This is a genomic window from Pseudoalteromonas spongiae UST010723-006 (genome assembly GCF_000238255.3).
In the GTDB taxonomy this organism is placed as follows: Bacteria; Pseudomonadota; Gammaproteobacteria; order Enterobacterales; family Alteromonadaceae; genus Pseudoalteromonas; species Pseudoalteromonas spongiae.
In genome coordinates, this window is record NZ_CP011040.1 from 188582 (window position 1) to 202397 (window position 13816).

The 13816-nt window shown below is 42.0% G+C and carries 14 protein-coding genes; 8 read left to right on the forward strand and 6 right to left on the reverse strand.

Features of this window, described 5'->3' with window-relative positions; genetic code table 11:
- Positions 1 to 128: 128 nt before the first annotated feature.
- Together PSPO_RS15360 and PSPO_RS15365 are read left to right on the forward strand one after the other, a co-directional pair.
- On the forward strand, positions 129 to 926 hold the full coding sequence (locus tag PSPO_RS15360; RefSeq protein ID WP_010558275.1) for an ion transporter: 798 nt from the start codon (positions 129 to 131) through the stop codon (positions 924 to 926).
- 132 nt (positions 927 to 1058) lie between these two features.
- Positions 1059 to 1526, forward strand: coding sequence for a YHS domain-containing (seleno)protein (locus PSPO_RS15365; RefSeq protein WP_010558274.1), 468 nt, complete (start codon positions 1059 to 1061; stop codon positions 1524 to 1526).
- Positions 1527 to 1529: 3 nt separating this feature from the next.
- Here PSPO_RS15365 and PSPO_RS15370 read toward each other — a convergent pair whose 3' ends face one another.
- Positions 1530 to 2456, reverse strand: coding sequence for an AraC family transcriptional regulator (locus PSPO_RS15370; protein WP_010558273.1), 927 nt, complete (start codon positions 2454 to 2456; stop codon positions 1530 to 1532).
- 63 nt (positions 2457 to 2519) lie between these two features.
- Between PSPO_RS15370 and PSPO_RS15375 the strand changes: the two genes are divergently transcribed.
- The gene (locus PSPO_RS15375; RefSeq protein ID WP_010558272.1) at positions 2520 to 2756 is read left to right on the forward strand and encodes a glutaredoxin domain-containing protein; all 237 of its coding nucleotides are present in this window, start codon (positions 2520 to 2522) and stop codon (positions 2754 to 2756) included.
- 255 nt (positions 2757 to 3011) lie between these two features.
- On the forward strand, positions 3012 to 4070 hold the full coding sequence (locus tag PSPO_RS15380) for a Kelch repeat-containing protein (RefSeq protein WP_010558271.1): 1059 nt from the start codon (positions 3012 to 3014) through the stop codon (positions 4068 to 4070).
- A gap of 102 nt (positions 4071 to 4172) precedes the next feature.
- Here PSPO_RS15380 and PSPO_RS15385 read toward each other — a convergent pair whose 3' ends face one another.
- Complete coding sequence (locus PSPO_RS15385) at positions 4173 to 5798, reverse strand: endonuclease (RefSeq protein WP_010558270.1); 1626 nt, start codon at positions 5796 to 5798, stop codon at positions 4173 to 4175.
- Between the two features lie 193 nt (positions 5799 to 5991).
- On the opposite strand from PSPO_RS15385, the gene PSPO_RS15390 reads away from it, so the two are divergent.
- The 4 genes from PSPO_RS15390 (at position 5992) to PSPO_RS15405 (ending at position 8467) form a co-directional block, all read left to right on the forward strand.
- Positions 5992 to 6621: a Crp/Fnr family transcriptional regulator gene (locus PSPO_RS15390; RefSeq protein WP_010558269.1), complete on the forward strand. Its 630-nt coding sequence runs from the start codon at positions 5992 to 5994 to the stop codon at positions 6619 to 6621.
- Positions 6622 to 6703: 82 nt separating this feature from the next.
- Positions 6704 to 7330 carry a nitroreductase family protein gene (locus PSPO_RS15395; protein ID WP_010558268.1) on the forward strand — a complete coding sequence of 209 codons (627 nt, stop codon included), beginning with the start codon at positions 6704 to 6706 and terminating at the stop codon, positions 7328 to 7330.
- A complete protein-coding gene (locus PSPO_RS15400; RefSeq protein ID WP_010558267.1) occupies positions 7327 to 7779 on the forward strand; it encodes a DMT family transporter in 453 nt (150 codons plus the stop codon). Before PSPO_RS15395 ends, PSPO_RS15400 begins: the two co-directional genes overlap by 4 nt.
- A gap of 7 nt (positions 7780 to 7786) precedes the next feature.
- A complete protein-coding gene (locus tag PSPO_RS15405; protein ID WP_010558266.1) occupies positions 7787 to 8467 on the forward strand; it encodes a GNAT family N-acetyltransferase in 681 nt (226 codons plus the stop codon).
- Here the strand turns inward: PSPO_RS15405 and PSPO_RS15410 are convergent.
- From PSPO_RS15410 to PSPO_RS15425, 4 genes are all read right to left on the reverse strand, one after another.
- Positions 8420 to 8902, reverse strand: coding sequence for a DUF2938 family protein (locus tag PSPO_RS15410; RefSeq protein ID WP_010558265.1), 483 nt, complete (start codon positions 8900 to 8902; stop codon positions 8420 to 8422). The two genes, PSPO_RS15405 and PSPO_RS15410, sit on opposite strands and share 48 nt — an antisense overlap.
- Before the next feature lie 142 nt (positions 8903 to 9044).
- Entirely contained in the window at positions 9045 to 10382 is a 1338-nt protein-coding gene (locus PSPO_RS15415; protein ID WP_010558264.1) for a DUF3526 domain-containing protein, read from the reverse strand.
- Positions 10379 to 11779 (reverse strand): DUF3526 domain-containing protein, encoded by a 1401-nt coding sequence (locus PSPO_RS15420; RefSeq protein ID WP_010558263.1) that lies wholly within the window; start codon positions 11777 to 11779, stop codon positions 10379 to 10381. Before PSPO_RS15420 ends, PSPO_RS15415 begins: the two co-directional genes overlap by 4 nt.
- 3 nt (positions 11780 to 11782) lie before the next feature.
- The gene (locus PSPO_RS15425; protein WP_010558262.1) at positions 11783 to 13798 is read right to left on the reverse strand and encodes a TonB-dependent receptor; all 2016 of its coding nucleotides are present in this window, start codon (positions 13796 to 13798) and stop codon (positions 11783 to 11785) included.
- Positions 13799 to 13816 lie beyond the last annotated feature (18 nt).

Sequence of the window (13816 nt, forward strand, 5' to 3'; positions counted from 1 at the left end):
AAATGTTCGGCATACTTAAGCTGGTGGCAATGGTTGTATTTGCTTGTTATTGCTAGATTGAGGCTTGAAAAACGTCTTTTAAAACCAGATTATGCAAATCATAAGTTAGTTTATAAATTTACACTTAAATGGAATCAACAAATCCCTTTCTTTCTAAGTTAACAACCTTAGTTGAAAATAAGCTGTTCAATAACTTTTTAGTGGCGGTTATTTTATTTAATGCCGTTACGTTAGGTTTGGAAACCACACAATTTGGTAAGCAAAACGCAAACATACTGCACGCGTTAGATTTTATTATTTTAATCATATTTACCATAGAGCTGGCACTTAAACTGATTGTGTATCGGCTGCGCTTTTTTAAATCAGGCTGGAATTGGTTCGACTTTTTAATTGTGGCAATTTCGTGGGCACCAACCAGCGGGGCGTTATCGGTACTGCGTGCGTTTAGGATTTTACGGGTGTTAAGGCTGTTTTCGGTGGTGCCACAAATGCGCCGTGTAATTGGTGCGTTGGGTCACTCACTGCCAGGTATGGCGTCGGTAATTGGCGTACTGGGTATTATCTTTTATGTTTACGCGGTACTTGCTACTAAGCTGTTTGGCCAACACCCAGATGCGAATATGCAAGAATGGTTTGGCAGTATTGGTGCGTCGGCGTACACCTTGTTTCAAGTAATGACGTTAGAAAGCTGGTCTATGGGGATTGTGCGCCCAACAATGGAGTTGTTCCCGCAATCTTGGCTGTTCTTTGTGCCGTTTATTATTATCACCAGCTTTGCGGTGCTTAACTTGTTTATTGGTATTATTGTTGATGCAATGCAAGTAATGCACGAAGAAGAAGGCAAGCCAGAGCAAACCTTTGCCACCAAAGAAGATATATTACGCCTTGAGGCAAAAATTGATGCCTTAATCAATAAGAAACAGTAATCACCCGCCAAAAAAGCTGAAAGTGAGGTTCGGATTTTCGGACATAATTTCAGTTTTTTTGGATATAGTTTGACTAAATGAGTGCACGTATCATTTCTAAGCATTAACAAAAACGCATTAGGAGCACGTGTTATGACATTTTCTCATTCATTAAAAACAATTTTAGCGGTGGCTTTTATTGGCCTTTCGAGCTTTGCTGAAGCAGGCTACGACACTGAAACCGACAAAAACGGCGTAATTTTAGCGGGTCACGATGTGATTGGTTATTTTACTGAAGGCAAGCCGGTGTTAGGTAGTGCCGATTTTACCGCCGTTTATAACGATGCAATTTATCGTTTTAAATCTGCCGAAAATCGTGATTTATTTACACAAAACCCAGAAAAATACGCACCACAATATGGTGGTTTTTGTGCCTACGGCATGACCTTTGGCAAAAAGTTTGAAATAGACGGAAAGGCATTTGAAATTGTTGATGGCAAATTGTTTGTAAATAAAAACCAAGATGTTTACAAAGCATGGGCAAAAGCCGTACCTAAACATATTTCTGAAGCAAATAATTTATGGCCAACGGTTGAATTAACTAACCCAAGCGAGCTGTAATCGTTAGTGGGCACCATTTCGCACACTGCCAGGTGCGTGCCCTTGATGTTGTTTATACGCTTTACGAAATGCGGCTTCCGATTCATAGCCGCTTTGCTCTGCAATTTGGGCGATGGTCAAATCGCTCGTGATCAGTAATTTTCGCGCGTTGATCATCCGCCATTTTATTAAATAATTCATCGGACTACTGCCTACTAACTTGCTAAATTTATCGGCAAAATTAGAGCGACTCATGGCGGCTTTTTCTGCAAGCTGTGCCAAATTCCAGTTATGCTCTGGCTGTTGGTGAATAGCGTTTAACGCGCTACCAATACGTGAGTCAAAAAGCGCAACCAATAAGCCGCTTTGCAGTTTGTCGCTTTCTACTTGTACGCGTAACACTTCAACAAACAATAAATAGGCAAGCTGATCCACAACTGTGTAGCAGCCAGCGCGTGATTCACTTAATTCCATAATCATTAAATCAATGAGGGCAAGGGCTTTACTGTTACTGGGTGTTGCAGGCAAATGAATAACGCTTGGCATTGCATCTAATAATGGATTGATAAGGGTGTTTTTAAACTCGAAAAAGCCGCACACCATATTGGTGGTTTCGCCATCATTACTCATTGGCGCATTGATTAAATGCGGCAGAGGTGTTGCTGCACTGTTGGCAATAATATGCTGATGATCATGAGGAAAAATAACCAAATCGCGGGCGTTTAACTTGTGCTTTTCATCGCCCATATGTAGCCACGCTTCACCTTTACCAATCAAGTGAAATGGTATTCGCCGACTGCCTGATGTATCGACCGCCCACGTGCCACAAAAATCACCGTTTACATACACTTCGGCGTTTAACGACAAACGCTTTAGCAATACGCTGAGCGGATCAGGATCATTTAGGTAAATATTCGGACTTTCAGACATAAATTTAATCAGATGCGACATGTTCTTAGAGTAAGCCCCTATTTAAACTTGGTATTGAAATTTAATCAAACAGGAACTCCTCCAATGAGCAAGATTAAGATTTATGCAAAAGATTATTGTCCCTACTGTAAAACGGCGAAATCATTGATGGATGGTTTAAATTGGCAATATGAAGAGATTGATGTCACCCACAATTCGCATGAGTTTAAGCAAATGGTGTTGTTAAGTGGTCGTAAAACGGTTCCCCAAATTTTTATTGATGGTGAGCATATTGGCGGTTGTGATGACTTTAAAGCTTACCTTACTAAACACGCCTTGTAGGTTAATGTGTAATGAAGCGGCAATATTGGCGAGCTTCGCACTCGCTAATATTGCCGTTTTGGTATTTATTGCGTACCTAACTGATGACCTTTTTTTAGTGGGTTTAGATTTAGCTAGATCTCAATTACGGCTTAATATAAAGTGACAAATATCTGTATTTTTCTAACTAATTCTAGTTATTAATCATTTGATTACAGATGAACTTGTAGTTGGTTGCTTACGTACAAACTACAGAACACTTTTTAAGGAATTTAGATGCGTCTTTTTTCTGCCGGTCACATGTTATTACTACTTACCTCTATGGCTTTATTCAGCAGTTCACTTGCTGCAAACCAAGCCAATTCTCCAACTGACACTACGCAGCAAATACAGTGGCTTGATGCGCCTGAATTACCGATTGCGTTACAAGAAATTTATCCTGCAGTATTTGAGGAGCGCATTGTGGTTGGCGGCGGTTTTACGCCTTCTAAAACACCCTCTTTTTTTGGTTTAGGGCCAAGTGATAAAGTATTTATTTTAAATCCTGCCCGAGCGCGTTGGCAAAATGCCCCAGATTTACCTGAGCCCAGACATCATCTCGGTATGGTAAGTAATCATCATTACTTATATGCCATTGGTGGTTTTACTGGCAATAAAGAAAACGCTTGGCAAATTCAGCGCTCGGTATTTCGTCTAGATGGTAATTTGCAGCGTTGGCGCAAGAGTGCGTCACTGCCGATCCCATTGTCTGAGTCGGTTTATGCTAATGTTTCGCAAAACATTCATGTAATTGGTGGTAAAACGTTGTCACCTGACACTGGCAAACACATAGATAGCACATCGCATTATGTGTTAGTGAGCAATGCGTATTGGCGAAAAGCAAAACCGCTCACGATAGCCAGAAATTCGGCCGCTAGCGCGGTAATTGGCGATAGAATTTACGTGATTGGTGGGCGTACTTCAGGGCAAGATGCGAAAGCACTAAGTAATGTAGAAGTTTACGACGCAAGCACCGATTCGTGGTCTGAGGTTGCGCCGTTACCCGTTGCTGCTGCTGGGCTTTCGGCAAGTGTGGTAGATGATAAAATTATTGTTACAGGTGGTGAAGTCTTTGCAAATAATGGTGATTGGCGCGCTGGCAAGGCGCTCGATTCAGTATGGCAATACGACCCAGCCCTTGATAGGTGGACGGCGCTTGCTAGTTTGCCTAACACACTTCATGGACACGGTAGTGTTACGCTAAAAGGTAATCTTTATATTCTTGGTGGTGCAGCAAATGTTGGGCCACAAGAAACAACAAATAAAGTGATGACAGCAGTTCCTGTAGTGCAGTAAAAGCGGCGGATGCAAGCTGCTAGTGCTTATACTTTAAAGAAAAAAGCTAACGGAATACGTTAGCTTTTTTTTGCTTTTACTTGTTGCGTGAAAAATGGCGTTTTACCAAATCATATCAACAAATTCAGGGTGGTCGACAAATGGGTTGCGGTTACCTTGGTAATCATAAGCTGCTTGGTTGCGGTCACGCTCAAGTTGGCTTACAGGGTCATTGTTGTGCCACTTTAATAAAAGTGCCACTACCCAGTTTTCAAATACCTGATTAGTTGTACCATTTAGCACATCATTGGCGCTGCTGCTATTTCCTTGCCATGAGCCAATCACGTTTTGATAACGCGTTGCCATGTAAAAATAGGCGCGTGCAAAGTCACCTTTAAACTCGTCAATCGGTTCAAATACAGTACCGTTATAACCTGTTGATGAGGCAGCGCTACCGAGTTTACTGCCATTGTTTGACACAAAACTAGCGCTGCTGACTTCACCAAATGGATAGCTGCCACGTTTTGCGTTGACATAACCATCGGTTGCAAAAATATGGTGAATATCTGAATTCATTGGCTCTACTTTGCCACCAAACCAGCTTTTCGGGAAAGAGTGTTCGCGGTTGTAGCAATCGGCTTCGCTATTGTAACTGCCGCATTGGTTGGTAACAGCAATATAATTGTAGCTATCTTGGCCGGTTGGGTTTTCAGAGTATCTATCGAGAATGGTGTTGTCGTTCTCGAAATATTTATCGCGAGATGCGCTATCGTAAAATCCCCAAATAGCTGAGTAGCCACGTGAATTATGACTTTTGATAATATTATGTAGCTCGGTTTTTAGCGCAAAACCTGTTAGCCCTTGGGTTGATGCATAATAACCTGTTGGCGTTGTTGGAGGTTCAGGGTCGGTTGAGCCGCCAAGTGTAAACGCTGTTGTTTGTGAACTTTGAAAGCTTGCACCACTTGCTAACACAGTACTTGCATTGGTTAAACTGTAACTGCCGTTACCGTGGTTGCAGCAAATGCCATCGCCATAGCTATCAAAAATGGTGAAGCTGTAGTCGCCTGATGCTAAACACATATCTTGGTTGTATTGGGTGTTTGCTTGATACCCGTTGCCAGATTCAACTACATTGTTTTGGCTATTGGTAATTTGCCAGCTTGTTTCTTCGCCGTAACTGTCGGTTTGTAGCGACAGTGATACGCTATAATCATTACAGCCAGTACTTGGTGGCGGTGTGCTGCCTGAAAAAGGTAAAAAGGCATCAACATAAACCACTTCGCTGCCATCAAACCCGCTTACATCATAAAAACGCAAACCCACATCAATGTTTGTGGTTGTTGATGCAGTGTATTGGTAGCTTATTTGCTGCCATTGTTGTGTAACGGCTGCATTAGAATAATTTTGATAGCCATCAACAACTAAGCGCGCTTTTATACCGCCTTCAGTGTGATAAACCCAAGTAGAAAATTGATAGGTTTGACCCGCTTCAACAGCAACGCTTTGACGTATATCTGTGCTACTTTGCGATGCGGTATTTACCGTTACTTTTGCGGCATAACTGCCCGATTTTACAATATTGCTTTCTGGTGCAAGTGTAATACCGCTATCAATAGTAGACCAAGCACTTGGTGTGTTACTTGTCCAAGTTTCAAAATCACCATTGTTTACAGTAGCGAAACTCGCCCCTGTAACACTCATTAGGCTACTTGCAAGCAGTAGCTTTTGCCATTTTCCGTAAATCATAGTGTGTCCTTTAAACGTGTTTTTGACGATAAATCAACCAACAGTATAAGCTAAATGAAATTTGTTACAATAATGTTAAAATTTGCGTTTGAGATTGCTGCGAATTGAGATGGTTTAATCCATTGCTAGCGAGTAATGGAACCACAAATTAATAAGCGTCATTTATTTATAAACAATGGCTTAACGCTCTAGTGTGAGTGCGTTAAACTGGCGTTACTATTTCGATTTGGCTGTATTTGTTTTGGATGCAATATCTCACCTTAAAACCACGTTAAACAACTATTATTCCCTTAGCGAAGAAGCGTTTTTGGCTTATAAAAATTGCACGCGATCACGCACGGTAGAAAAGGGCGAAGTGCTATATGAGATTGGCCAAACTCCTAGCCACTTTGCGTTTTTGCACCGTGGGTTGATGCGCGCATATGTTATTGACGAGCAAGGTAATGCATTTAACAAAACCTTTTTTGCTGAAGGGCGATTTCCCGGCAGTATGACAGCGTTACTTACTAATAAGCCAAGCTTTATGGCAATCGATGCCCTCGAAAAAAGCGAGATTTTAGAAATAGACTTTAAGCAATTTCGCCAAGCGATGTTTGAAAATAATGAGTTGATGGCATTTCATATTAATTACCTTGAAACCCATTGGTTACTTGAAAAAGAGCCAAAAGAAATCGGCTATTTGCAATTTGAAGCAAAACAACGTTACTTAAATTTTTTTGAAGAGTTTAACCCAATAATCAACCGCTTAACGCAGTATCATATCGCCAGTTACTTAGGTATTACGCCGACTCAGCTAAGTCGCATTAAAAAAGATTTAAAATAATTTTGGTTTATCAACATATGTAAAGGAGATAAGAATAAATAGTGCGTAACCTTGCCGTATCAACTTAAACAAGGGCAAGGCAATGGACTTTATTAATTCACTTAATTGGCGCTACGCGGTCAATAAATTTTCTTCACAAAAACTCTCACAAGCGCAGTTGCAACCACTTATCGATAGCGTGCATTTGAGCGCAAGCTCTTATGGCATGCAGCCCTATGAGTTACTTGTGATAAGCAAGGAACACATTAAACAGCAGCTAGTGCCGTTTAGTTACGGGCAAGATAAAATTGCACAGTGCTCACACTTATTGGTGTTAGCAAACCGTGTATCCACTTCACAGCATGATATTGATAGCTATATTTCGGCGCTTGCAAAAAATCAGCAAATTGATGTTGAAAAACTAGCGGGCTACAAGCAAACCATTAGTGGTGATTTGTTATCGCTCTCACCATCTGAGCAACAAAAATGGAGTGCCAACCAATGTTATATCGCGCTTGGCAAATTGCTCAGTTGTGCTGCAATAAATCACATTGATGCGTGCCCAATGACAGGCTTTGATCAAAAAGCAGTAAGTGATGCCCTTGGGCTGACAGAGCGTGGGTTAAACGCTGAAATATTATGTCCTGTAGGCATTCGTAGCAGAGACGACCATAGTGCGCTGAGAGCAAAATATCGTAAGCCAATAAATCAATTAGTGAGTCTATTATGAACGCCCTTTGGCCTGTCGCTTTTATCGCAGGGGCGTGTATTGCAATGCAAGCTGCGATGAATGCGCGCTTAGGGCAACTATTAAAAAGCTCATGGCTGGCAACAAGTTATGCATTTTTAACCAGTTTTATATTGGTTTCGCTGGTGCTTTTGGTAATCAATGCAAAAACGCTCTCGGTCACGTTGCAAAATGTACAACTGAGCAATGTGCCTTGGTACTTGTGGGGGTCATGTGTATTAAGTGTTTTAGGCGTTGGTAGCATGTATTGGCTTATTCCCAAAATGGGGGTAGGCAATTTAATGAGTTACGCGTTAACTGGGCAAATTATCTTCGCTATGTTAATTAGCCACTTTGGCTTATTTGATAGTCCACAAAAGCTCATTAGTATTACCAAAGCGTTAGGCACTGTGTTGTTGATTGCTGGCATTGTATTGATAAATAAGGACTAAATTGATTATGTTATTAGATAGGAACCTCGCAAATTTACACCAGTTTTGGTCAACATTAGCGCATACTAAAGCTTCGAATGTGCATCGTCACACAAGCTGGCCAAACAAAGTATGGCGCAGCGATTTTAAGGCAATTGACCAAAATGCGTGGCAGCAACATGTATGTGTAACCATTGAACCTAATGATTTTCAACGTGAGAACTACCGTAATAAACTGATTGCAATGGGTCTTGAAGGTACGCAAAAACTCGCAGTCTCGAATAAGTATATTGAACGCATAACGTCAGAAGAGCGCTTAAAACAGTGGGCCAACATATGCGGTGAGGCTTTTGGTTATTTGATTGATTATAAAACCTTGCGGCCACTACTTTGTGATAGCAATGCAACAATTTTCGCCTACATTGAAAATGGTGAAATTTGCGGAACAGCCATCGCCTATATCACTAATCACACGCTAGGTGTTCATCAAGTTGGCGTGCCAAAACGTTACCAAGGCAAAGGCATTGGCAAGGCAATAATGCAGCACTTACTGTGGTTTGCAGAGCAAAATAGTTGCGATTTTATTAGTTTGCAGGCCTCGCAAGCTGGCCTGCCAATGTATCTGTCAATGGGGTTTCTAGAGTTAGGTGCTTGCTACCATTTAGCTGAGCAGCAACAAGATCATAATGTAAAGCCCAGCACCAAATGACAAATGTGCGAGCAGGCTTTTTAGTCTGACTTGCAGCGGGAGTGGTGTTTTACTGGCAGCGATGCCAAAACCAAAACACGGTTGCATAACAAAAAAGGGCATTACCAGCGTTGAGAGCGTAAATAGTAATAATAATGCTATATTGCCAGCGCTAAGCGTGAGTATGTTCGCTAGTATCAAATACATATATGCGTAAATAACCCCAATTGCATAATGGCAAAACCAACCAATGGCAAGTTCATGCTTTTCATTTGGTGATGCCATAATCGGATTATGACGCAGTTTTCCACGCGTGATACCGATTAACCAACGTCCGACAAAAGCATAATTTAATGGCTGAATAGCGAATAATCGCAAACATAACCAAGCGATCAAATCCATTACAAGCGTAGCGCCTACACCAATTATCAGGCTATTTAATAAGATTGAAGTCATCATTTTATCCTTAATTCTCAACTAAAAGGGAATTTTGCAACTTCAAGTCAGCTTTAAGTCAAGGTGTAAGTGCAATAAAAAAAGGAAGCAAATGCTTCCTTTGGGTGTGACAACAGAATCCAATTTTTGGCTAGAATTGGAACTAGGATTTGCGGTTGTAACTTAGCGCAATTAAACACGCAGTAAGTAACAACAACCACAGCAATTGCAGCGCATCTTTAGCTGTATTTGCCAAATAGCTAAACTTTGGTGCATCGGCAATGGCTTGCGGTGAATACGCTTTATTAAAAAATAGGTAAGGGTACCAGTGGTCTTTTAGTTTGTTATACCAATCAGTTACTTGCGCTTTCATATCTAAATCGCTTTGCCTATCGGTATTGGCAAGGCGGGTTAGCAATAAATCCACATTCAGCACAGGCGATAGAGCCCTAAAAACAGGGGCTTTGTTGGCGTTTTCAATATGGGCTAAGTAATCATTTGCCATTGGTTTGGCGGCATCGTCACTTAACGTTTGCATGGCGTAATACCATTTCCAGTCGAATGCTTCGCCTAGCTTGCTGGTTTCTTGCCATTTTGGATAAGCCGCTAAAAAGGTGTCGAGATCTGCTTGCTTATCTCGGTCCCAGCTATCGTTAATACTTTGACGCTGCGTCATTAATAGCGATACGCCAGTATTACTTTGGCTTACGTCTAGCTGGCTTGAAAAGCGCGCAGAAGGTATGGCAATTGCGAGTACCAGCCAGCTCACAACAAAAGCCAGCACCGATAAATTAGCCTGTTTTACCAACTTGCTAATGAGATAACTAACACTTGCCCAAAACAGCATATAGCTAAACAAAATAGTGATTAACCACACGGTATCGAGCGATAGCGTGATATCCGTAAAAGCAGTAGCCGCTAATAGTACCAATACATTTAAGATAAACAGCACACTTACGCTAATAGCGATACGTGTTATTAATAATTTACTGCCAGTTGATAGGTTGGCAGAAAATAACTGCCAGCGCCCAGTTTGTTTATCTTCAGCAAGTCGCGTTACGGTGATAAAGCCAATCAGCAATGGCAATAAATAAACCCATACAAAGCCTAAATCTAACCATGTAAGACGCAAATGTTCGCTGTTATTTATTGGTTCGTTGTAGAGCTGACCTTGCAGTGCTAACAAACGAATGCGATTGATGGTGAGTAACTCTTGGCTTTCACCTTTAAATAAAATTGACCATGGGCTCGGTGTTTTAACCGCAGGGCTATGTAAATAGTAACCAAGTCCACCTGGTGTTGCTTTATCGCCAGCGGCTTGCCACTGAGCTATGTCTGCCGCAGCAAACTGATGTTGTTTTTCGATTTCGCTAAGTTGCTTGTTGTAATGATTAAAGCCAATAACAACCGCACCAAGCGATAAAACAAGGTATACCGCCAGTTGCAAAAGAAATCCACGATTTCTAAATAGCAGCTTTAGTTCTAAGTTAACTAAATTCATGATTGCTCTGCTCCTACACGGTAAAACAGGCCAGCGATAAGCACTAGCCAGACTAAAAACGGCAGTAAGTTTTTAAGCGGGAGCTGAGCAGGTTTCATTTCAAATTCAAACAGCGCCATATCACGCCATACATCGCCACTTATTTTTTGCGCGCGATCGTTATGGTGATCAATCTGCTCAGTATGCACTTTATTGAGCGCTTGGATCAGTGATAAACGATAGGCTTCGGCTTGTTTCGCAAACTCATCAATACTGGCGCGGTCGTTACCGCTTAGTAACACCGATACTTTGCTTAGCACTAGGGTAGGAGAAAGCCATGATAACCATTGATGGGTGCGTTCATGCTCTGCGAAGGTTTGCTCTAACGTGTGTAAATGACGCTGGTAAATATCGCTTGTGATGCGCTCGCCCTCGGCCATGATCAAGCCGTTGTAATTAACGGGCAGTTCTTCAATTGAATCTACGCCATATTGGTCAAGTACAGATTGTTTAAAGCTATTGAAATATGGATCGTTTGGATTGTGCGAATCGCCGACTGCCTTTACATCTTTTTTCAGCTGACTGACAAAGTTAGCGTGCTCAGGAACAGGCGCTAAGCTTTGCCCAATTGGTGCAGCCATTTTTGGCACGAGCACACAAATAAACAGCCAAACTGCTAAGCTGCTTAACAAGCTTTGCAGGTTGTTTTTGGCAACGGCCGACACAGTAACGATGATCAGCACCCACATAATGCTGTATAACCAAAAGCTCGCCATCATTGCTGCAAAAGAGGACCAATGCTGGGCAGATACATGTGCAGTTAAAGCAATAAAGAGTGCGGCAACGCAGGCAATAAACGCCACAATAATCGTACTTAACACGATGTAAAACACCGCTTTGGCAGACATTAATGTACGTTTTGTTAGGCCAAGGCTTAACAGCCAAGTGTAGCGATTCATTTGTTTTTCGTCGCTAATTGCGCCGTATGCCAAAATAATTAGTACCAATGGCCATACAAACCAAAAGAAGGTGGCAACAGACGGAAAACCAATTGCGAGGCTAGAGGCGTTTACCGGGTAACTTTTGATTGCGCTGGCATTTTGTTTGTGTGCTTCTAAAAATAAGAAGTTGCCATTAAATGGCGCGACACCAACATCGAGAAAGCTAAGCGGTGAGTGTTCGCGAAATACCACGTGGCCGTAGTGTGCAACGCGGTGCGGATGGCGCTCAGGTTGTGCTTGCCAAAATTCATCGGCGGTTTGCTGCCATGTTTTTTGTGCATCAATGGCATTTTGTTGTAGTTGCCAATGACTCAATACAATGACACTTACCAATACAACAACTAGAGTTAACACGGCTTGTGCTAAACGGTGGCGACGTAATCGCCGCCATTCTTGTTTGACTATTGTTGTTAACATAATTTAGAAACTCATAGAGAGGGAAAGGCTGGCATTACGGCCATCGCCAGGTGAATGAACGGTGTCAGTTTGGTACACGCCGTTGCTATCTACACCACCAAAATCGTATACATATTCGTAGTACTCATCAGTGAGGTTATTAAGCTGCAACTTTATGGTGGCCCAGTCTAGATGGTAATCGGCGCTGGCATTGAGCAAAGTGTAATCACCGTATTTTTTGCCGGCATTTTCTTCATTTACGTAATAATCGCCTTGGGCATCTAAGTGAACGCGTAAAACGAGTTTTTCTGTGGCGTCGAAACTTGCGCCAAGCGATGCGGTAAAATCAGGAATACTTCTTAATTGATTGCCTTTAGTTACGTTTGCGCTATCACTTGGCGTGACAATTTCAGTATCGATATACGAGTAGTTTGCCCATACTGTAAATGCGTTAGATACCTGCCAGTTACCCGCTAAATCAATACCGTTTCGCGTTGTTTTGCCAACGTTCTTTTGTTCACCATCAATTAATACAAACTCGTTTTTGGCTTTTTGCACCCAATACGAAGCGCGTAGTTCAACTGCATCAACACTCCACTGCGAGCCGATTTCTGCACCGTCGTTGTGTGTCATTTCGCGGGCGTTAATATCGCCACTGGTAAACGCGGCTTTGCCCGTTGGGTGTTGAAAGCTTCTGCCAGTATTGAAAAATACCGCTGTGTTATCGGTGAGCGCGTAAATCACATTAAGTTTAGGTTGAACAACTAGGTCAAAATCATACATTTCACGGTCGCTGCGCGTACCATCTGCGGCAAACTCGCTGTAATCACCTGAAAGGTCATCAACACGTAATGCTACATTCCAGTTCAGTTTGTCGTTTGGCTGATGCTGAAGTTGCAGGTAACTGCCTTTTGTGTCGTAACTAAACTGACGGTTACGCTTAACAACTTGATCATCACGCTCTCGCGTTTGACCCACTGTGCCAAAACGTTGTTCAATAATCTCTTCGTTTTGTAGGTCAACGCCCCACAGCAGCGCCCAATTTGGGTCAATTTGCCATGTTAACGTTGAAATTGCACCGAGCATATCTTGATCATCAAAGCGGTTTTGAATATCACTGTGCGCTGAAAAACGTACCCAACGATTACGCTGAAAGTTTTGGCTATAAACTTTTACTGCCCAATCAACTTGGTTGTTAATGGCGGTATCGTAATGCAGGCTAATGTGATGATTTTCTTTAACGCCACCATCTTGGCTCGCATAATCAGCCGACATGGTTGGGTTATCTCTTGCTTCTTGTTCGCTCAAATAACCTGGGGCTGAACCTTCATATCGGCTATAGCGCGCGATTGCTCCAAGTGTTGAATCGCTATTTAATTGCCAGTCCCACCGGCCCGAAATGGCTTTTTTGGTAATATCGGTATGGTCACGATAGCCTTCATTTTTACGATAACCTAATGAGTAGCTATGTGATAACGTATCATCTTCTTGGCCAAAATAACCTTGAATTTCACGGGTATTAAAGCTGCCTAGGGTTAGTTCTAGGTCTGCACTGCTATCACTACGCGATTTTACTTGATAGTTACCGGCAATATTAAATAATCCATAACGGGGATCGCTGGTGGCACGAAACATTTCGATATGATCAATGGCAATCGGGAATAACTGATCGAGTTCACCGTAACCTGCGTGCATATTAGCTGGAATGCCGTCGATCAATAATTTAGCGTGAGGACTGGCTCCGTCTCCGGCAAAACCACGAATTGATAAAATGGTATTCACAATGCCTTGGTTAAAACGCGAGAGATAAACTCCTGGCACTTTAGTAAATAATTCTTTTAAATCATCAATATGTTGATAACTAATTTCTTCACGGCCCATATAATCAAATGAACCCGCAAGGTTAGATGAGCTAACCGAAGACGATTTACCAATGACCACAATTGATTCAAGTGATTTGTCTTGATTTGCTACAGCGAATTGAGCGCAAAGTGCAATCGATATAGTGCTCAGAGATAAAGGAAGGCGGCTGATTTTCACAAACTACTCCGAAAATAA